We start from the raw sequence: 19,741 nt of genomic DNA on the forward strand, positions 1-19,741 counted from the left end.
ACCGCCTTCGCGAGCAAGCTCGCTCCCACAGGGGATTGCATTCCAAATGTGGGAGCGAGCTTGCTCGCGAAGGCGCCAGTCCATTCAACGCAAATTCAGAAAAAGAACGCGATCTATTCGCTGTAAATCATTTTCTTGGTCATGCCGCCGTCGACGACGAATTCCTGCCCGGTGACAAACCCGGCATTCCTCGACAGCAACCAGGCAACCATCGCCGCCACGTCTTCAACCGTCCCTACCCTGCCCGCCGGATGCTGAGCATGATCGGCTTCAGCCAGGGGCTCGGCTCGACGCGCAGAAGGATCGCGGGCGTCGATCCAGCCCGGGCTGACCGCATTGACGCGAATCTCCGGCCCAAGGCTGATCGCCAGTGCATGCGTCAGCGCCAACAACCCGCCCTTGCTCGCCGCATACGCCTCGGAGTCTGCCTCCGACTGCCGCGCACGGGTCGAGGCCAGATTGACGATCGAGCCGTTGTGAGCGCGCAGGTACGGCGCGCAATGCTTGGCCAACAGCATCGGCCCACTGAGGTTCACCGCCAGCACCCTGTTCCAATAAGCCAGATCAAGACTTTCCAACGTGATGTTGTGCGGATCAGCGACCGCCGCGTTGCACACCAGCGCATCGAGACGACCAAACTGCCCCAGCACTTCAGCCACGCCGAGCGCTACCTGACTTTCATCGGCAACATCCATGGCAATGAACCAGGCGTTTTCACCCAGCACCTTCGCCACTTTCGAACCGCGCACACGGTCCAGATCGGTCAGCACCACTTGCCAGCCTTCGCTGATCAGCCACGCCGCGATCCCCAGACCGATACCGCGCGCGGCACCCGTGACCAGTGCGACGCGGCCATGGGTACCCGCTGTCGGAGTGGACAACTCGATCACAACGCGGCCAGACCGCGCGCCAGATCGGCTTGCAGGTCAGCGACGTCTTCCAGACCGACCGCGACGCGGATCAGACTGTCACGAATGCCTGCCGCTTCACGCTCTTGCGGCGCCAGACGGCCGTGAGAAGTGGTGCTCGGGTGGGTGATCGTGGTTTTGCTGTCGCCGAGGTTGGCGGTGATCGAAATCAGTCGCGTCGCATCGATGAAGCGCCATGCGCCCTCTTTGCCACCCTTGACCTCGAAACTCACGACCGCACCAAAGCCCTTCTGCTGACGCTGGGCCAGTTCGTGCTGTGGGTGGCTCTTGAGACCGGCGTAATGCACCTTCTCGATGCCATCCTGCTGCTCCAGCCATTCGGCCAGCGCCTGGGCATTCGCGCAGTGTGCTTTCATTCGCAGGTTCAGGGTTTCCAGACCTTTGAGGAAGATCCACGCATTGAACGGGCTCAGGGTCGGCCCGGCAGTGCGCAGGAAGCCGACGACTTCTTTCATCTGCTCGCTGCGGCCGGCAACCACACCGCCCATGCAACGGCCTTGGCCGTCGATGAACTTGGTCGCCGAGTGCACGACGATGTCTGCCCCCATTTTCAGCGGCTGCTGCAATGCAGGCGTGCAGAAGCAGTTGTCGACTACCAGCATCGCGCCTTTGGCATGCGCGATGTCCGCCAGGGCGGTGATATCGACCAGCTCAGCCAATGGATTGGATGGCGATTCGACGAACAGCAACTTGGTGTTCGACTTGATTGCCGCATCCCAACCCGAAAGGTCGGCCAGCGGCACGTAATCGACTTCCACACCGAAACGCTTGAAGTACTTCTCGAACAGACTGATGGTCGAGCCGAATACGCTGCGCGAAACCAGCACGTGATCGCCGGCGCTGCACAGGCTCATTACCACTGCCATGATCGCGGCCATGCCGGTGGCGGTCGCCACGGCTTGCTCGGCGCTTTCCAGTGCAGCAATGCGCTCTTCGAACGCGCGCACGGTCGGGTTGGTGTAACGCGAGTAAACGTTGCCCGGCACTTCGCCGGCAAACCGCGCAGCCGCGTCGGCGGCGGTGCGGAACACGTAGCTGGAAGTGAAGAACATCGGATCACCGTGCTCGCCTTCCGGCGTACGGTGCTGACCGGCACGTACGGCCAGGGTATCGAACGCTACGCCTTCAAGGTCGCTGTCCAGCCGACCGGCATCCCATTCCTGACTCATGCTGTCACTCCTTGCCCTGTTCACGAAAATTAAAAGTCAGATACAAAACCGGCCCCTCAGGGCCGGTAGAAACTCAGTTGTTGTACAGATCGATGATCGCACTGACCGCCTGGGTCTTGATCTTCGAGGAGTCGTTACGCGCCTGTTCGATCTTGTTCAGGTAGGCCTCGTCGACGTCGCCGGTGACATACTTGCCGTCGAACACCGCGCAATCGAAGTTCTCGATCTTGATCTTGCCGCCACCGACCGCTTCGATCAAGTCAGGCAAGTCCTGATAGATCAGCCAGTCAGCGCCGATCAGATCCGCCACATCCTGAGTCGAACGGTTGTGCGCGATCAGTTCGTGAGCGCTTGGCATGTCGATGCCGTAAACGTTCGGGAAGCGCACTGCCGGCGCCGCCGAGCAGAAGTAGACGTTTTTCGCGCCGGCTTCGCGGGCCATCTGGATGATCTGCTTGCACGTGGTGCCGCGCACGATCGAGTCGTCGACCAGCATCACGTTCTTGCCGCGGAATTCCAGCTCGATGGCGTTGAGCTTCTGGCGCACCGACTTCTTGCGAGCCGCCTGGCCCGGCATGATGAAGGTACGGCCGATGTAACGGTTCTTGACGAAACCTTCGCGGAATTTCACGCCCAAGTGGTTGGCCAGCTCCAGTGCCGCAGTGCGGCTGGTGTCCGGAATCGGGATAACCACGTCAATGTCGTGCTCTGGACGCTCGCGCAGGATCTTCTCGGCGAGCTTCTCGCCCATGCGCAGACGGGCCTTGTAGACCGACACGCCGTCGATGATCGAATCCGGACGCGCCAGGTAGACGTGTTCGAAAATGCACGGGGTCAGAGACGGGTTGGTCGCGCACTGACGGGTGTGCAGCTTGCCGTCTTCAGTGATGTAGACCGCTTCGCCCGGGGCCAGGTCGCGAATCAGGGTGAAACCGAGCACGTCCAGCGAAACGCTTTCCGAGGCGATCATGTACTCGACGCCTTCGTCGGTGTGACGCTGGCCGAACACGATCGGACGGATGCCGTGCGGGTCACGGAAACCGACGATGCCGTAACCGGTCACCATCGCCACAACGGCGTAACCACCAACACAACGGTTGTGCACGTCGGTCACGGCGGCAAACACGTCTTCTTCGGTCGGCTGCAGCTTGCCGCGCTGGGCCAGCTCGTGGGCGAACACGTTGAGCAGCACTTCCGAATCGGAACTGGTGTTGACGTGACGCAGGTCGGATTCGTAGATCTCTTTGGCCAACTGTTCAACGTTGGTCAGGTTACCGTTGTGCGCCAGGGTGATGCCGTAAGGCGAGTTGACGTAAAACGGTTGGGCTTCGGCCGAAGTCGAGCTGCCCGCGGTCGGGTAACGGACGTGACCGATACCCATGTGGCCGACCAGACGCTGCATGTGACGCTGTTGAAACACGTCACGCACCAGGCCATTGTCCTTGCGCAGGAACAACCGGCCATCATGGCTGGTGACGATACCGGCAGCGTCCTGGCCGCGGTGCTGGAGCACGGTTAGCGCGTCATACAGCGCCTGATTGACGTTCGACTTACCGACGATACCGACGATGCCACACATGCGACGCAACCCCTACTTAATGGATCTGAACTGAACAACACTCACTGAGGCGTTTTCGCCGACGGCAAGAGTTGCTCCTTGAACGGAATATCAGCGGGTACGCTGATTCCGCTGGCAAGCCACTGACTGCTCCACCCGAGTATCAGGTTTTTGGACCAGTCGGCGACCAATAGAAACTTTGGCACGAGCTGCGATTCTTTCCACCACCCGTCCTGCTGTACCGGCCCCAGGCTCAACAGCCCGACCGCCACGACCACCAGCAACACGCCACGCGCAGCGCCGAAGGCCATGCCGAGGAATCGATCGGTCCCGGACAACCCGGTGACGCGAACCAACTCGCCGATAAGATAATTGATCATTGCGCCCACGATCAGTGTGGCGACAAACATGATGGCACAGCCCGCGATCACGCGAGCCGATGGGGTTTCGATGTATCCGGCGAGGTACTCGGACAGTGAACCACCGAACATCCAGGCGACGACTCCTGCGATGATCCAGGTCACCAGCGATAATGCTTCCTTGACGAAGCCGCGGCTCAAACTGATCAAAGCGGAGATGGCGATGATTGCAACGATCGCCCAGTCAACCCAGGTAAATGGCACAGTGCAGCCTACAGACGGATAAGGCGGCGCATTTTAGCAGAGCGCATGCCTCTCGGTAAGCTGCGATTGTCAGTGCATTTCAATCGAGGTGATAGTTTCTAGCCGCGCTCAGGCTGGAAACGTACAACAAAACCCTTGAGGTTCTGCTGACGACCCAACAGATCACGCAGACGATCGGCTTCGGCGCGCTCGATCAGCGGGCCGACAAACACCCGATTCTTGCCATCGGCCGAACGGATGTAGGCGTTATAACCCTGGCTACGCAGGGTCTTCTGCAGGCTTTCGGCACTGGCGCGGCTCGACAGGCTGGCCAGTTGCACCGACCAGCTCACCGACAGGCCGTTGGCATCGACGCGGCTTGGCGTGGTGTCAGGCTTGCTCGATGCCGCTGCGATAGGCTGCGCAGGCGCCGGAATCGACTTGGCCACCGCAGGCGGCGCAGCAGGCTTGGTGATCATGATGGGAGCCGTCGGCGTCGCTGCGACGGGCGCAGCAGGCGCCGTGTCTTCGGCGACGTCTTCATCCGTTGGCACTGGCTCTTGCGGCAAGGCTTGCGGTTCAGGCACGGCCACCGTTTCCATCTGCACTTGCGGCACAACGGGCGCCTGTGGCGCCGCCGGGGCTTCGACCGTCACCTGACGCTGCTCATCCTGACGGGAAAACAGCATCGGCAGGAAAATCACCGCCAGCGCCACCAGCACCAAAGCGCCAACCATGCGCTGCTTGTACGCTTTATCCAGCAAAGCCATTTGCCGCTTCCTCCGTGGAGCGCCGGGCCAGCCATTCAAGGGCCTCGGCGACACAATAAAATGATCCGAACAACAGAATCTCGTCGTCACTGGTGGCCACGGCACACTGCCCTTCCAGCGCGGCGGCGACACTGTCGTAAGACGTGACGGCGGCGCCAAGGTTCTGCAGTGCTGCGTGCAACTCAGCCACTGGGCGTGCGCGCGCCGAATCCAGCGGCGCCACAGCCCAATGCTCGACACTAGCATTCAATTCGCCGACAACACCATCCAGATCCTTGTCCGCCAGCAGACCGAACACCGCCAGGCGCTTGCCGACCGGCGGCCGTGAGGCCAGACGGCGGGCCAGATACTCGGCGGCGTGCGGATTGTGACCCACATCCAGCAACAGATTCAGGCGTTTGCCGTTCCACTCGAACGAACGACGATCCAGACGGCCGACCACACGAGTCGACTGCAACGCCGCGACGATCTGCTGAGCATTCCACGGCAAACCGAGCAGCAGATACGCCTGCAATGCCAGGGCGGCGTTTTCCATCGGCAGATCGAGCAGCGGCAAGTCACGCAGTTCAACCACCTGACCCTGAGCATCCGTCCCGCGCCATTGCCAGTGCTGATCGGTAATGCCGAGGTCGAAATCACGTCCACGCAGGAAGAACGGGCACGCCAGTTCCCGCGCCTTGTCGAGTAACGGTTGCGGAGGATTCAGATCGCCGCACAAGGCCGGCTTGCCCTGACGGAAAATTCCGGCCTTCTCGAAAGCCACGGATTCGCGGGTGTCGCCCAGATAATCAGCGTGATCGACGCCAATGCTGGTGACCAGCGCGATGTCGGCATCGACCACGTTGACCGTGTCCAGACGCCCGCCCAGCCCGACTTCCAGCACCACAGCGTCGAGTTTTGCCTGTTGAAACAGCCAGAACGCCGCCAGGGTGCCCATTTCGAAGTAAGTCAGGGAAGTGTCGCCGCGCCCGGCCTCGACCGCAGCAAAGGCTTCGCACAGTTGCGCGTCAGTGGCTTCGACGCCGTTGAGCTGCACCCGCTCGTTGTAACGCAGCAGGTGCGGAGAATTGTAGACACCAACGTTCAGACCCTGCGCGCGCAGCAATGAAGCCACGAATGCGCAGGTCGAACCTTTGCCGTTGGTGCCGGTGACCGTGATCACCCGAGGCGCCGGCTGGCCCAGCCCCATGCGGGACGCTACCTGTTGCGAACGCTCCAGCCCCATGTCGATGGCCGACGGGTGCAACTGCTCAAGGTAGGCGAGCCATTCGCCAAGGGTGCGCTCGGTCATAGGCCGGCAGGGACCGGTGGAACCACGATCGGCTCGATGGGCGCGGCGACGAATTTCGGCGTCGGCTTGCCAGTCATTTGTGCCAGCAGGTTACCCAGACGCGGGCGCAGCTCCTGACGATGGATGATCATGTCGATCGCGCCGTGCTCCAGCAGGAATTCGCTGCGCTGGAAACCTTCCGGCAGTTTTTCACGCACGGTTTGCTCGATAACGCGCGGACCGGCGAAGCCGATCAGGGCTTTCGGCTCACCGACGATTACGTCGCCCAGCATCGCCAGGCTCGCCGAAACACCGCCGTAGACCGGGTCGGTCAGTACGGAAATGAACGGAATGCCTTCTTCACGCAGACGCGCCAGTACGGCCGAGGTCTTGGCCATCTGCATCAGCGAGATCAGCGCTTCCTGCATGCGCGCACCACCGGAGGCGGCGAAGCAGATCATCGGGCAACGGTTTTCCAGCGCGTAGTTGGCGGCGCGCACGAAGCGCTCACCGACGATGGCGCCCATGGAACCGCCCATGAAGGCGAACTCAAAGGCCGACACCACCACTGGCATGCCCAGCAAGGTGCCGCTGACCGAGATCAGCGCGTCTTTCTCGCCGGTCTGCTTCTGTGCAGCGGTCAGGCGATCCTTGTACTTCTTGCCGTCGCGGAATTTCAGACGGTCAACCGGCTCCAGATCGGCGCCCAGTTCGTTGCGACCTTCGGCATCGAGGAAGATGTCGATGCGCGCACGTGCGCCGATGCGCATGTGGTGGTTGCATTTAGGGCAAACGTCCAGGGTCTTTTCCAGCTCCGGACGATACAGCACAGCCTCGCAAGACGGGCATTTGTGCCACAGACCTTCAGGCACCGAGCTCTTCTTGACCTCGGAACGCATGATCGAAGGGATCAGTTTGTCTACTAACCAGTTGCTCATGCTTTCTTTCTCCAGTACCGGCGGCCCGAACGCTCTGGTTCGCAGCCCCGCGTATGCCTTCAGCTAAATTCATGTGTGTGGCGATGGTTGCCGGACTGCCACGGTCAGCGCGAAACATGACCTGCGTGCATTCCATAAACCCTCAGCCTCGCCTGCTTTATGCAAGTGCATTGATGGACGGCGGCAGACTGCCAGCCGTCACATCAATATGGCGCTTTGCGTACCGCGTTGATGAACGCGCGAACCTTTGCGTGATCCTTGATGCCTTTGCTCGCCTCTACCCCACCGCTGACGTCTACCGCGTAGGGTTTTACCCGCGCCATGGCGTCTGCGACGTTCTCGGGAGTCAAACCACCGGCCAGAATCAACGGTTTGCTCAAACCCTGCGGAATCAATGACCAGTCGAAGGCCTCACCGGTTCCGCCGGGTACGCCTTCAACGTAAGTGTCGAGCAGCACGCCACTGGCACTCGGGTAAGCATCAACGGCTGCAGCAATGTCATCACCGGCCTTGACCCGCAGCGCCTTGATATAGGGACGATGCCAGCCTTCACAGTCTTCAGCGACTTCATCGCCATGAAACTGCAACAGATCCAGCAGCACGGCATCGAGGATTTCGCCCAATTCGCAGCGGCTGGCATTGACGAACAAACCCACGGTGGTCACGAACGGCGGCAACGCCCGGATGATCGCCCGCGCCTGCTGCACGGTCACCGCCCGCGGGCTCTTGGCGTAAAACACGAAACCGATCGCATCCGCTCCGGCCTCAACGGCTGCCAGCGCATCTTCTATGCGGGTAATCCCGCAGATCTTGCTGCGAACGGCTGACATGTCGAGAAAAACTCCAAGGTAAAATCCGGGAAAGTCCCGGATGGTAACAAAAGCGTTCGAGGGCGTCAGCCGTCAAGTTCGGAGAAACCCGTAAGGAAATGTGGCCCGATAAAACGCTCGGGCAACGGGAATTCGTCGTGGTACTCGACCTGCACCAGATACAGACCGTACGGATGCGCGGTCACCCCACCGGAGCGGCGCTCACGACTTTCGAGGACTTCCTTCATCCACTCGACCGGGCGCTCGCCGGCACCGATGGTCATCAAGACACCAGCGATGTTGCGCACCATGTGATGCAGAAAGGCATTGGCGCGGATGTCGAGCACGATCATTTTGCCGTGACGGGTGACGCGCAGGTGGTGCATCTTCTTGATCGGCGATTTGGCCTGGCACTGGCCGGCGCGAAACGCACTGAAATCGTGGGTGCCGATCAGGTACTGTGCGGCCTCGGCCATGCGCTCGACGTCGAGCGGACGGTGGTTCCAGGTGATTTCTTGGTTCAGATGCGCCGGGCGAATCTGATCGTTGTAGATCACGTAGCGGTAGCGCCGGGCGATGGCTTTGAAGCGCGCGTGGAAATGCGCCGGCATCACCCGTGCCCAGCTGACACTGATGTCATGCGGCAGATTGATGTTGGCGCCCATCACCCAGGCTTTCAGCGAACGATCGACCGTCGTATCGAAATGCACCACTTGTCCGCAGGCATGCACGCCGGCGTCGGTGCGCCCGGCGCACTGTAGCGAAACCGGTGAGTTGGCGACTTTCGACAAGGCTTTTTCGAGTTCTTCCTGCACCGTCGCGACACCCGTCAACTGACGCTGCCAGCCGCTGTAGCGCGAGCCTTTGTACTCAACGCCCAGTGCGACGCGGTAAAAGCCGTCGGGGGCCATTTCGGCGACCGGGTTTTCTATGTTTGCCAAGGTGGGACAGCCTGCTGTTTGTGCAAAGGCGGGCATTATAAGGCTGTGGTTCAGGGATGCCAGAGGGTTCTCTGTCGCCTGAGCGGCCCCCATCGCTGGCAAGCCAGCTCCCACAGTTTCTACCGCGCACACAAAACCTGTGGGAGCTGGCTTGCCAGCGATGACAATAGCCAAGACAACCCACATTCCGGCACAAACAAAAACGGCAGCCTCACCGGGCTGCCGTTTTCGTTTACTGCTGGAATTACTGCAGGCTCAACAGCATGTCCTTGGCCTCACCACGCTGCTTCTCGTCACCCTCGGTCAACACTTCGTTGAGGATGTCGCGCGCACCGTCGCTGTCGCCCATGTCGATGTAGGCCTGAGCCAGATCGAGCTTGGTCGCCGCCTCATCGGTGCCGGCGAGGAAGTCGAAATCGTCCTCACCCAGGTCACCACCCACCGCCGCATCAGCTTCGGTAAAGCTCGGTTCGGCGATGCTTTGCGACAGGCGATCCAGCTCGGCGTTGACGTCATCCAGCTCGGTCGCGAACGCATCAGGCTCAGCCGCCGGATTGCTGTCCATCTCGTCAGCCAGCGACAGATCGAAATCGGCTGGCAGCTCGAGATCATCCTGAGGCACGTCAGCTACCACCGGCGGCTCGACCGGCGACAGATCCTTCACGCCTTCGTCCAGGTCCAGCAGGAAATCGTCGTCGGCCAGATCAACCGCTGGAGCCGGCTCGGCGCCAAGGTCCAGATCCAGGTCGAAGTCCGACAGATCGTCCAGGTTCTCTTTGACCTCGGTCTGCTGTTGCAGCACCGATTCGAAGCTCAGATCGTCGTCCGACGGAAATTCGTCCAGTTCGATCGGCGCTTCAGGCTCAACAACCGGCGCAGGCTCGACCGGCGTGATGTTGTCGAGATCGTCCAGGCTCAGGTCAAACGCGCTGTCCAGATCATCTTCCACTGGCGCCGGCGCCGGTGCTTCAGGCTCATCCAGCAGCAAATCCTTGACGTACTGCGCGTCCAGCTCGGCAGCCACGGCGGCTGCGGCCAGACCCGCGGCAGCGACGACAGCCATGGCCGGGAAGCGACTCTTGAGCTCTTCGACCTTGGCGAAGTTGTCACCATTAGCGACCAACTGACGCTCCTGACCGACGAACGCATCACGGTCGCCCTGCTGACCGTAGACTTCCATCAGTTTCAGGCGCAGATCACTGCGCTGCGGCTCAAGGCTGACGCCTTCTTCCAGCAGCGCGGCAGCCTGATTCAGGCGACCGGCATTGATGTGCGACTGAGCCTTGTCGAGGACGTCGTCGGAGCGCTCGGCGGCCGGCGCCACCAGCGGCGCGGCAATCGGCTCAGCCATGACGATCGGTGCCACCACCGGCGCCACGACAGGCGCTGGAGCAGGCGCCGGAGTATTGAGCTTGACGCTCGCTGCCGGTGTTTCCAGACCTTCGAAGCTGCTTTCCGGCAGATCCTGTTCAGCCGAGAACTCTTGCTCCTCCGACAGCGCACGGGCCATGCGCATGTGTTTCTCGGCCTCTTGCTGCGCTTTGCGGCGACGCGCCAGCAGCAACAACAGAAGCAGCAGAACCACGGCGCCGCCACCGACCAGACCCAGCAGGATCGGATTGGTCAGCAGTTCGTTGAAGGTTTTTTCATCATCGGCGGCCGGTTTGGTTTCGACAACCGGCTCGACCACGGGCTCAACCGGCGTCTCCGCAGGTGGCGCAATAGCCGACTCCGGCGTTGGCGAAGTTGTGGCGGCTTCTGCCGGAGTGGCCGGCGGTGTGGCGGCCAATTCAGCAGTGATCGCTGGCACCACCGGCGCGGCGGCGTTTGCAGCCGGCGCAGCGCCCGACCCTTCGGCCTGCATCTTCGCCAGCTGATTGTTCTTCAGCTCGATCAGCTTCTGCAGTTTATCCAACTGACTTTGCAGATCGGACATGCGGCTTTTCAGTTCCTCGTTGTCACGACGGGTCGTGTCGAGGCTTTCCTGAGTTACCGCGAGTTTGTTGCTCAAGGCTTTGGCGTCACCGGCCGGGCCCTTGCCGCGTGCCTTGGCGCTTTCGGCGGAAACCAGGCTCAGATTGTCCTGGGCGTTCTGCGCAGCACCGCTATTGCCGCGACCACGGTTGGTCGCATCGAGTTGCTGCTGACCGGTGCCCGGCTTGGCCACATAACGACGACCCTGACGCCAGGCTTCGTTCTGCGCTGCCACTTCGGCAATCGCTTTGGATTGCGGCAATGCCGTGCTTTGCACCGAATCCGGCAGACGCAGCACCTGACCGGTTTTCAGGCGGTTGATGTTGCCGCCGATGAACGCATCCGGGTTCAAGGCTTGAATGGCCAGCATGGTCTGCTGCACCGAACCGCCGGTACGCGCCTTCGCGGCGATTTCCCACAGGGTATCGCGCGGCGTGGTGGTGTACTGCGTCGGGTGCGTGGCGCCAGTGGTCGGCGCAGCGATGGTCTGCGACGGCGCCGGTTGCGCGGCGGCATCAGCCGTCTGTGGCGAGAACTTCGACGGATCGAGCAGCACGCTGTAGTCGCGCAGCAGGCGGCCGTTCGGCCACATCACCTGCACGAGGAACTTGACCATCGGCTCCGACAGCGGCTTGCTCGAGGTGACGCGCAGCACGCTTTTGCCGCTGGCGTTGAGCACCGGGGTAAAGGTCAGATCGTTGAGGAAGGCCTGGCGGTCGACGCCGGCCTTGGCGAAATCTTCAGGGGAAGCCAGGCTCGGCACCACTTCGGCAGCGGTGAGATCCTTGACGTCGAGCAGCTCGATTTCAGCCACCAGCGGCTGGTTCAGGGTCGACTTCAGGGTCAGCTCCCCGAGCCCGAGGGCATGCGCCATACCGGAGGACAGCGCCGAGGCGGCCGCTATTGCTAACACCAGTTTGCGAACTTGAACCATAGCCTCATCCTTTGTTTGAACGTTCCTCGGCCAGCGAGAAGATGTTGAATACCGCTGCCGTAAGGCATTGCGCGCGACGACGACAGATGTCGCGCGCGATCATTTCTTTGATGCCCCGGAAAGTCCCGGAGGGTGACACGTTATCAAGCAATCTGGGCAAGCATAGCGCTCACCTAGAATCAGTCGACAAATTGTTGCCAAGTATCTTTTACAGCAGGTCTTTTATCAACAATTCAGCCACCTGCACAGCGTTTAGGGCCGCGCCTTTGCGTACGTTATCTGACGTCAGCCACAGATTAAGTTCCGCCGGGTCGTCGACACCGCTGCGCACGCGACCGACATAGACAACGTCCTGCCCTACCGCGTCACCGACTGCCGTCGGGTAATCCCCGGCCTCGACCAGTTCAATTCCGGGTGCATCTTCCAGTGCCGCGTTGACCTTTGTCAGGTCGACGGCCTGCGTTGACTGCAAGGTCACGCTAAAGCTATCGCCAAAAAACACCGGGGCTTGAACGCAAGTTGCGGAAATCTTTAATAAAGGCAGCGCCAGCAGCTGACGCAACTCGCGCACCAGGCGTTTTTCCAGCAGTGTATGGCCCTGCGCGTCAGGTGTGCCGACCTGCGCCAGCAGGTTGAAGGCCATCTGCCGATCAAAGAACGTCGGCTCCAATGGGCGCATATTGAGCAGCTCGGCGGTTTGCCGCGCGAGTTCGGTAACGGCTTCGCGGCCCTGGGCGGATACGGCCAGATTGGCGGTGACATGCACCGATTGCAGATCGAGCAGATCAAGCAGCGGCGCCAGCACCACGGCCAGCGAAGTGGCCGATGGGCTTGGGCTGCTGACCTGAAACGGCGCTGTCAAAGCGGCGAGCACTGCGGCGTTGGCTTCCGGCACCACTTGCGGTGCCTGATCGGCCGGCAAGGCGCCGGACAGGTCGATCAGCGAGCAACCGGCAGCCTGGACACGGGCGGCGTAGCTCAGGGTGATCGCCGGGCCGGCGGCGAAAAACACCAGTTTGACCTTGCTGAAGTCGAACTCGTCGACTTCGCGCACGCGCACGTTTTTGTTGCGGAACAGCAGCGAGCTGCCGGCGGATTCGCTGCTCGCCAGCAGGTGCAGGTTACCGACCGGGAAGTCGCGCTCTTCGAGAATCTGTACGAGGGTTTCGCCGACAGTACCGGTGGCGCCGATCACGGCAATATCTAGGGTCTGGGTCATGGTGCGAGCCTCTGGCGAAACGGGGGGAGCGGCACTTTACCGGGTGACTGGCGCACAGGCAATTTCTGCGGGATTTGTGGCGCCCACCCGGATCGTTCCCACGCTCTGCGTGGGAATGCCGCATCGGACGCTCTGCGTTCGGCTTGTGAAGGGACGCGGAGCGTCCCGGGATGCGTTCCCACGCAGAGCGTGGGAACGATCGGCATAAAAAAACCCGCACCTCTTTCAAGGCACGGGTTCTTTCATTACTTCAAGCAATCAACGCTCAAGCAAAATCCGCAACATGCGACGCAGCGGTTCGGCCGCGCCCCACAGCAGTTGGTCGCCGACGGTGAACGCACCGAGGAACTGCGAACCCATGTTCAGCTTGCGCAAACGACCGACCGGAACATTCAGGGTACCGGTGACCTTGGTCGGGCTCAGCTCCTGCATGCTGATATCGCGGTTGTTCGGCACCAGTTTGACCCAAGGGTTGTGCTGGCTGATCAGCCCTTCGATATCGGCGATCGGTACGTCTTTGTTCAGCTTGATGGTCAGCGCCTGGCTGTGGCAACGCATCGCGCCGATGCGCACGCAGATGCCGTCGACCGGGATCGGGCTCTTGAAGCGACCGAGAATCTTGTTGGTCTCGGCCTGGGCTTTCCACTCTTCGCGGCTCTGACCGTTCGGCAGTTCCTTGTCGATCCACGGGATCAGGCTGCCAGCCAGCGGTACGCCGAAGTTTTCGGTCGGGTACGCTTCGCTGCGCATGGCGTCGGCGACACGACGGTCGATGTCGAGGATCGCGCTGGCCGGATCGGCCAGTTGATCGGCGACAGCGGCGTGGGTCGCGCCCATTTGCTTGATCAGTTCACGCATGTTCTGCGCGCCGGCACCGGAGGCCGCCTGATAGGTCATGGCGCTCATCCACTCGACCAGACCGGCTTCGAACAGACCGCCCAGGCCCATCAGCATCAGGCTGACGGTGCAGTTGCCGCCGATGTAGTTCTTGGTGCCCGCGTCGAGTTGCTGGTCGATGACCTTGCGGTTGACCGGATCGAGAATGATCACCGCGTCATCGTTCATGCGCAGGCTCGAGGCCGCGTCGATCCAGTAACCCTGCCAGCCGGCTTCGCGCAGCTTCGGGAACACTTCGCTGGTGTAGTCGCCGCCCTGGCAGGTCAGAATCACGTCGAGGGTCTTCAGCTCGTCAATGCTGTAAGCATCCTTGAGCGGAGCAATGTCCTTGCCCACGGACGGGCCTTGGCCACCGACGTTGGACGTGGTGAAAAACACCGGCTCGATTAGATCGAAATCCTGCTCTTCCAGCATCCGCTGCATGAGCACGGAACCGACCATCCCGCGCCAACCGATCAGACCTACACGTTTCATCGCAACTACACCTTCTTGAAAAGTGGGCCGCTGCTTTGTATTGAATTTCGCAGCGGGCCCGAGAGATTACAGATTCCGCAGCGCGGCGACTACTGCGTCGCCCATTTCCTGCGTACCGACTTTGCTGCAACCGGCCGAATAGATGTCGCCAGTGCGCAGGCCTTGATCCAGCACCACGCTCACGGCTTTCTCGATGGCATCGGCCGCGTCATGCAGATTGAAGCTGTAACGCAGCATCATCGACACCGACAGAATGGTCGCCAACGGGTTGGCGATGCCTTTACCGGCGATGTCCGGAGCGGAACCGTGGCAAGGCTCGTACATGCCCTTGTTGTTGGAGTCCAGCGAGGCCGAAGGCAGCATGCCGATGGAACCGGTGAGCATCGACGCTTCGTCGGACAGGATATCGCCGAACATATTGTCGGTGACGATCACGTCGAACTGCTTCGGCGCGCGCACCAGTTGCATCGCGGCGTTGTCGACGTACATGTGGCTCAGTTCGACTTCCGGATAGTCTTTGGCCACTTGCTCGACCACTTCACGCCACAGTTGGCTGGACGCCAGCACGTTGGCCTTGTCCACCGAGCAGAGCTTTTTGCCACGGACCATGGCCATGTCGAAACCGACACGGGCGATGCGGCGGATTTCGCTCTCGCTGTACGGCAGCGTGTCGTAGGACTGACGCTCGCCGTTTTCCAGCGTGCGGGTGCCGCGTGGCGCGCCGAAGTAGATGCCACCGGTCAGCTCACGGACGATGAGGATGTCCAGACCGGCAACGATTTCCGGCTTCAGGCTCGACGCATCGGCCAGTTGCGGGTACAGGATCGCCGGACGCAGGTTGCCGAACAGGCCCAGCTGGGCACGGATTTTCAGCAGGCCGCGCTCAGGGCGGATATCACGCTCGATGGTGTCCCATTTCGGGCCACCGACGGCGCCCAGCAGCACAGCATCGGCAGCGCGGGCACGGTCGAGGGTTTCGTCGGCCAGCGGCACGCCGTGCTTGTCGATGGCGGCGCCACCGATCACGTCATGGCTCAGCTCGAAACCCAGGCTGTACTTGTCGTTGGCCAATTCCAGCACCTTGACCGCTTCGGCCATGATTTCCGGACCAATACCGTCACCTGGGAGAATCAGAATCTGCTTGCTCATGCTTTCCTCGTGTCTTCAATCGGTGCGCCTTTACCGGCACGCCCGGAAAAATTCTTAGCGCTCAGCCATCAGCACAATGACATCTGTACTGAACGAGCCATCGGCATCAATCTCAAAATATTCGCGCACTTCGTTGCCCATCGACTGCTGCAACTGGCGGATCGCCGCGCGCATCACTTCAGGCGTGCGCATGCGCTCAACCCAACTGGTGTACTCCAGACGCAGACGCTGACGCGTGGTACTGCGCACATGCAAACCGGCCTCGCTGACCTGCCGCAGCCATTCGGCGGCGGAATAATCGCGCACATGACTGGTGTCACGCAGCACTTCGACGCTTTGCAGGTAAGTGTCGAACAATGGACTGCCCGGTGACAACACATCAACGAACGCCGCCACACCGCCCGGTTTCAGCACCCGACGCACTTCACGCAGGGCCACACCGAGATCGCTCCAGTGATGCGCCGAATAACGGCTGAACACGAAGTCGAACTCGCCATCGGCAAACGGCAGACGCTCGGCGGCGCCGTTCACCGTGGCGATGTTGGTGAAACCGCGATCAACGGCAGCGGCGGCGACCACGTCGAGCATCTGCTGCGACAGGTCGTAGGCGACCACTTCCCTGACCAGCGGTGCGGCGTGAAAACTGACGTGACCGGCGCCGCAACCCAAGTCCAGCACCCGGGCGTTGCCCTGCCCTTTCAGCTCAGCTTGTAGCAGGGCGAATTCGGTGCCTTGAGCGTGAACGGCGCTGCTCAGGTAGGCGGCGGCCTGTTCACCGAATTGCTTTTGTACGACCTGGGTGTGTTGAGCGGTGCTGGTCATGGTCACTTCCTTCTGGGTTTTAGCCTTGTATTGCCTGGACTACCGCCTTCGCGAGCAAGCTCGCTCCCACACTTGAAATGCATTCCCCTGTGGGAGCGAGCTTGCTCGCGAAGAGGCCAGCCTGAACTGCATCAATTCAAAACTTGCTTATGCGTCGCGAAACAACCACGGCTGGCTCACCCGATGCTTGGCCTCAAACGTCGCAATCGCATCACCGTCCTGCAAAGTCAGGCCGATATCGTCCAGACCATTCAACAGGCAATGCTTGCGAAACGCGTCGATCTCAAAGCTGTACACCTTGCCATCCGGACGGGTCACGGTCTGCGCGTGCAGATCGACCTGCAATTGATAGCCCGGCTCGGCCTCAACTTGCTTAAACAATTCATCGACTTCAGCGTCGCTCAAGATGATCGGCAGCAAGCCGTTCTTGAAGCTGTTGTTGAAGAAGATGTCGGCATAGCTCGGCGCGATGATGCTGCGGAAACCGTATTCTTCCAGCGCCCACGGCGCGTGCTCACGACTGGAGCCGCAACCGAAGTTCTCGCGGGCCAACAATACGCTGGCGCCTTGATAACGCTCGGCGTTGAGCACGAAGTCCTTGTTCAGCGGGCGTTTGGAGTTGTCCTGATACGGTTGCCCGACATCCAGATAACGCCACTCGTCGAACAGGTTCGGGCCGAAACCAGTGCGCTTGATCGACTTCAAAAACTGTTTCGGGATGATTTGGTCGGTGTCGACGTTGGCACGATCCAGAGGCGCGACAAGACCAGTGTGCTGGGTAAAAGCTTTCATGCTGCGCTCCTTTAGATCAATTCACGAACGTCGATGAAACGACCGTTCACCGCTGCCGCCGCCGCCATGGCCGGGCTGACGAGGTGGGTACGGCCACCGGCGCCCTGACGGCCTTCGAAGTTACGGTTGGAGGTCGAGGCGCAATGTTCGCCGGACTCCAAACGGTCGGGGTTCATCGCCAGGCACATCGAGCAACCCGGCTCACGCCATTCGAAACCGGCTTCGAGGAAAATCTTGTCCAGACCTTCGGCCTCCGCCTGTGCTTTCACCAGACCCGAGCCCGGCACCACGATCGCTTGCTTGATGGTCGAAGCAACCTTGCGGCCCTTGGCGATCACCGCCGCAGCGCGCAAGTCTTCGATGCGCGAGTTGGTGCAGGAACCGATGAACACGCGATCCAGCTGAATGTCAGTGATCGCCTGATTGGCGGTCAAACCCATGTATTTCAAGGCACGGACGATCGAGTCGCGTTTGACCAGATCCATCTCTTTGGCCGGGTCCGGCACGTTCTGATCAACGGCCAAAACCATTTCCGGCGAAGTACCCCAGCTGACTTGCGGTTTGATCTGCGCAGCGTCGAGCTCAACCACGGTGTCGAACTTGGCGTCGGCGTCGGAGACCAGGTCTTTCCAGGCTTCGACGGCCATGTCCCACTCCGCGCCTTTCGGGGCGAATGGGCGACCCTTCACGTAGTCGACAGTCTTCTGATCCGCCGCTACCAAACCCACGCGGGCGCCGGCTTCGATGGACATGTTGCAGATGGTCATGCGGCCTTCGACGGACAAGTCGCGGATCGCGCTGCCAGCGAACTCGATGGCGTGGCCGTTACCGCCGGCGGTGCCGATCTTGCCGATTACCGCGAGGACGATGTCCTTGGCGGTCACGCCGAACGGCAATTGCCCTTCAACGCGCACCAGCATGTTTTTCATTTTCTTCGCGACCAGGCACTGGGTGGCGAGCACATGCTCGACCTCGGAAGTGCCGATACCGTGAGCCAGGGCGCCGAATGCACCGTGGGTCGAGGTGTGCGAGTCGCCGCAGACCACGGTCATGCCCGGCAAGGTTGCACCCTGCTCCGGGCTGATCACGTGGACGATGCCTTGGCGCACGTCGTTCATCTTGAATTCGACGATGCCGTATTCATCGCAGTTGTCATCGAGGGTCTGAACCTGCAAACGCGAGACCTGATCGGCAATGGCTTCGATGCCGCCCTTGCGCTCTGGGGTGGTCGGTACGTTGTGGTCCGGGGTCGCGATGTTGGCATCGATGCGCCAAGGCTTGCGCCCAGCCAGACGCAGGCCTTCGAAGGCTTGCGGCGAGGTCACTTCGTGGATGATGTGACGATCGATGTAGATCAGCGCCGAGCCATCGTCGCGCTGCTTGACCAAATGCGAATCCCAGAGCTTGTCGTAGAGCGTTTTGCCGGCCATCAGACGGTTCCTCATCAGCTTGTTTCTATGCCCTGGGCTTATCAATAACCCTTTGGCTTGTGAGGCCGATCCTATGGGGTTAGATTAAATAACTCAAATTCATATTTTTTATGCTTTGGATAACCAACTGGAATACCAACATGGATCTGGCCAACCTCAACGCTTTTATCGCAATTGCCGAGACCGGCAGCTTCTCCGGCGCCGGCGAACGCTTGCACCTGACGCAACCGGCAATCAGCAAACGCATCGCCGGGCTGGAGCAGCAATTGAAGGTGCGTCTGTTTGATCGACTGGGCCGTGAAGTCGGCCTGACCGAGGCCGGCCGCTCCCTGCTGCCACGGGCTTATCAGATTCTCAACGTGCTCGACGACACCCGCCGCGCCCTGACCAACCTCAGTGGTGAAGTCAGCGGGCGCCTGACCCTGGCCACCAGTCACCACATTGGCCTGCACCGCTTGCCGCCGCTGTTAAGGGAATTCACCCGCCGCTACCCACAGGTGGCGCTGGATATTCAGTTTCTCGATTCGGAAGTGGCCTACGAGGAAATTCTCCATGGCCGCGCCGAACTGGCGGTCATTACCCTCGCGCCGGAGCCGCACGCACTGGTCAAAGCCACACCCGTCTGGGACGACCCGCTGGACTTTGTAGTCGCCCCGGAGCACTCGCTGATCAATAACGGCGCCGTCAGTCTGGCCGACATTGCCGGTCATCCGGCGGTTTTCCCCGGCGGTAACACCTTTACCCATCATATTGTCCAACGCTTGTTCGAGGCCCAAGGCCTGACGCCGAACATCGCCATGAGCACCAACTATCTGGAAACCATCAAGATGATGGTCTCGATCGGCCTGGCCTGGAGCGTTTTACCCCGGACCATGCTCGATGAACAGGTGGCAAGCATCGCATTGCCGGGCATACAGCTCAGTCGCCAGCTAGGCTATATCTTGCACACCGAACGGACGCTATCGAATGCGGCAAGAGCCTTCATGGCATTGCTGGATGCACAAATCGATCTGCCAGGGACTTGAGGCCAACTTGTGCTACTCCTATAGAGCCGCTGCCCCTGT

At 60.9% G+C, this 19,741-nt stretch carries 17 protein-coding genes; 1 reads left to right on the forward strand and 16 read right to left on the reverse strand.

Features of this window, described 5'->3' with window-relative positions:
- Positions 1–113: 113 nt before the first annotated feature.
- From WA225_RS01420 to leuC, 16 genes are all read right to left on the reverse strand, one after another.
- Positions 114–890, reverse strand: a complete 777-nt coding sequence (locus tag WA225_RS01420; RefSeq protein ID WP_422606592.1) for an SDR family oxidoreductase — start codon at positions 888–890, stop codon at positions 114–116.
- Complete coding sequence (locus tag WA225_RS01425) at positions 887–2,098, reverse strand: O-succinylhomoserine sulfhydrylase (protein WP_422606593.1); 1,212 nt, start codon at positions 2,096–2,098, stop codon at positions 887–889. Before WA225_RS01425 ends, WA225_RS01420 begins: the two co-directional genes overlap by 4 nt.
- A 73-nt stretch (positions 2,099–2,171) precedes the next feature.
- Entirely contained in the window at positions 2,172–3,677 is a 1,506-nt protein-coding gene (gene purF / locus WA225_RS01430) for an amidophosphoribosyltransferase (protein WP_007913462.1), read from the reverse strand.
- Between the two features lie 41 nt (positions 3,678–3,718).
- Positions 3,719–4,279 carry a CvpA family protein gene (locus tag WA225_RS01435; protein ID WP_007913461.1) on the reverse strand — a complete coding sequence of 187 codons (561 nt, stop codon included), beginning with the start codon at positions 4,277–4,279 and terminating at the stop codon, positions 3,719–3,721.
- 98 nt (positions 4,280–4,377) lie between these two features.
- The gene (locus WA225_RS01440) at positions 4,378–5,028 is read right to left on the reverse strand and encodes an SPOR domain-containing protein (protein ID WP_422606594.1); all 651 of its coding nucleotides are present in this window, start codon (positions 5,026–5,028) and stop codon (positions 4,378–4,380) included.
- Positions 5,012–6,319 carry a bifunctional tetrahydrofolate synthase/dihydrofolate synthase gene (gene folC, locus WA225_RS01445; RefSeq protein WP_422606595.1) on the reverse strand — a complete coding sequence of 436 codons (1,308 nt, stop codon included), beginning with the start codon at positions 6,317–6,319 and terminating at the stop codon, positions 5,012–5,014. The genes WA225_RS01440 and folC overlap by 17 nt, the downstream gene beginning before the upstream one ends.
- Complete coding sequence (gene accD, locus WA225_RS01450) at positions 6,316–7,236, reverse strand: acetyl-CoA carboxylase, carboxyltransferase subunit beta (protein WP_007913458.1); 921 nt, start codon at positions 7,234–7,236, stop codon at positions 6,316–6,318. The genes folC and accD overlap by 4 nt, the downstream gene beginning before the upstream one ends.
- A gap of 203 nt (positions 7,237–7,439) precedes the next feature.
- Positions 7,440–8,066 carry a phosphoribosylanthranilate isomerase gene (locus WA225_RS01455; RefSeq protein ID WP_422606596.1) on the reverse strand — a complete coding sequence of 209 codons (627 nt, stop codon included), beginning with the start codon at positions 8,064–8,066 and terminating at the stop codon, positions 7,440–7,442.
- Between the two features lie 65 nt (positions 8,067–8,131).
- Positions 8,132–8,956 (reverse strand): tRNA pseudouridine(38-40) synthase TruA, encoded by an 825-nt coding sequence (truA, locus tag WA225_RS01460; protein WP_422606634.1) that lies wholly within the window; start codon positions 8,954–8,956, stop codon positions 8,132–8,134.
- A gap of 274 nt (positions 8,957–9,230) precedes the next feature.
- Positions 9,231–11,894 (reverse strand): FimV/HubP family polar landmark protein, encoded by a 2,664-nt coding sequence (locus WA225_RS01465; RefSeq protein WP_422606597.1) that lies wholly within the window; start codon positions 11,892–11,894, stop codon positions 9,231–9,233.
- Between the two features lie 208 nt (positions 11,895–12,102).
- Positions 12,103–13,113 carry an aspartate-semialdehyde dehydrogenase gene (locus WA225_RS01470; protein WP_422606598.1) on the reverse strand — a complete coding sequence of 337 codons (1,011 nt, stop codon included), beginning with the start codon at positions 13,111–13,113 and terminating at the stop codon, positions 12,103–12,105.
- Positions 13,114–13,371: 258 nt separating this feature from the next.
- On the reverse strand, positions 13,372–14,484 hold the full coding sequence (gene asd, locus WA225_RS01475; protein WP_008083209.1) for an aspartate-semialdehyde dehydrogenase: 1,113 nt from the start codon (positions 14,482–14,484) through the stop codon (positions 13,372–13,374).
- A 66-nt stretch (positions 14,485–14,550) separates the two neighbouring features.
- On the reverse strand, positions 14,551–15,633 hold the full coding sequence (leuB, locus tag WA225_RS01480) for a 3-isopropylmalate dehydrogenase (protein ID WP_038363640.1): 1,083 nt from the start codon (positions 15,631–15,633) through the stop codon (positions 14,551–14,553).
- A gap of 54 nt (positions 15,634–15,687) precedes the next feature.
- Positions 15,688–16,455: a class I SAM-dependent methyltransferase gene (locus tag WA225_RS01485; RefSeq protein ID WP_422606599.1), complete on the reverse strand. Its 768-nt coding sequence runs from the start codon at positions 16,453–16,455 to the stop codon at positions 15,688–15,690.
- A gap of 147 nt (positions 16,456–16,602) precedes the next feature.
- On the reverse strand, positions 16,603–17,247 hold the full coding sequence (gene leuD / locus WA225_RS01490; protein WP_221733773.1) for a 3-isopropylmalate dehydratase small subunit: 645 nt from the start codon (positions 17,245–17,247) through the stop codon (positions 16,603–16,605).
- Positions 17,248–17,258: 11 nt separating this feature from the next.
- A complete protein-coding gene (leuC, locus tag WA225_RS01495) occupies positions 17,259–18,677 on the reverse strand; it encodes a 3-isopropylmalate dehydratase large subunit (protein ID WP_016984527.1) in 1,419 nt (472 codons plus the stop codon).
- Between the two features lie 140 nt (positions 18,678–18,817).
- Here leuC and WA225_RS01500 point away from each other — a divergent pair, with 140 nt between their 5' ends.
- The gene (locus tag WA225_RS01500; RefSeq protein ID WP_422606600.1) at positions 18,818–19,702 is read left to right on the forward strand and encodes a LysR family transcriptional regulator; all 885 of its coding nucleotides are present in this window, start codon (positions 18,818–18,820) and stop codon (positions 19,700–19,702) included.
- Positions 19,703–19,741 lie beyond the last annotated feature (39 nt).

It is taken from the genome of Pseudomonas sp., from assembly GCF_049300855.1.
Classification (GTDB): Bacteria; Pseudomonadota; Gammaproteobacteria; order Pseudomonadales; family Pseudomonadaceae; genus Aquipseudomonas.

What these genes read in the sequence shown, in the direction of transcription:
- WA225_RS01440 (WP_422606594.1), bottom strand. Translation starts at nt 5,028, where the DNA reads ATGGCTTTGCTGGATAAAGCGTACAAGCAGCGCATGGTTGGCGCTTTG.
- asd (WP_008083209.1), bottom strand. Translation starts at nt 14,484, where the DNA reads ATGAAACGTGTAGGTCTGATCGGTTGGCGCGGGATGGTCGGTTCCGTG.
- accD (WP_007913458.1), bottom strand. Translation starts at nt 7,236, where the DNA reads ATGAGCAACTGGTTAGTAGACAAACTGATCCCTTCGATCATGCGTTCC.
- WA225_RS01465 (WP_422606597.1), bottom strand. Translation starts at nt 11,894, where the DNA reads ATGGTTCAAGTTCGCAAACTGGTGTTAGCAATAGCGGCCGCCTCGGCG.
- WA225_RS01470 (WP_422606598.1), bottom strand. Translation starts at nt 13,113, where the DNA reads ATGACCCAGACCCTAGATATTGCCGTGATCGGCGCCACCGGTACTGTC.
- leuC (WP_016984527.1), bottom strand. Translation starts at nt 18,677, where the DNA reads ATGGCCGGCAAAACGCTCTACGACAAGCTCTGGGATTCGCATTTGGTC.
- WA225_RS01455 (WP_422606596.1), bottom strand. Translation starts at nt 8,066, where the DNA reads ATGTCAGCCGTTCGCAGCAAGATCTGCGGGATTACCCGCATAGAAGAT.
- WA225_RS01500 (WP_422606600.1), top strand. Translation starts at nt 18,818, where the DNA reads ATGGATCTGGCCAACCTCAACGCTTTTATCGCAATTGCCGAGACCGGC.
- leuB (WP_038363640.1), bottom strand. Translation starts at nt 15,633, where the DNA reads ATGAGCAAGCAGATTCTGATTCTCCCAGGTGACGGTATTGGTCCGGAA.
- WA225_RS01425 (WP_422606593.1), bottom strand. Translation starts at nt 2,098, where the DNA reads ATGAGTCAGGAATGGGATGCCGGTCGGCTGGACAGCGACCTTGAAGGC.
- purF (WP_007913462.1), bottom strand. Translation starts at nt 3,677, where the DNA reads ATGTGTGGCATCGTCGGTATCGTCGGTAAGTCGAACGTCAATCAGGCG.
- leuD (WP_221733773.1), bottom strand. Translation starts at nt 17,247, where the DNA reads ATGAAAGCTTTTACCCAGCACACTGGTCTTGTCGCGCCTCTGGATCGT.
- folC (WP_422606595.1), bottom strand. Translation starts at nt 6,319, where the DNA reads ATGACCGAGCGCACCCTTGGCGAATGGCTCGCCTACCTTGAGCAGTTG.
- truA (WP_422606634.1), bottom strand. Translation starts at nt 8,956, where the DNA reads ATGGCCCCCGACGGCTTTTACCGCGTCGCACTGGGCGTTGAGTACAAA.
- WA225_RS01485 (WP_422606599.1), bottom strand. Translation starts at nt 16,455, where the DNA reads ATGACCAGCACCGCTCAACACACCCAGGTCGTACAAAAGCAATTCGGT.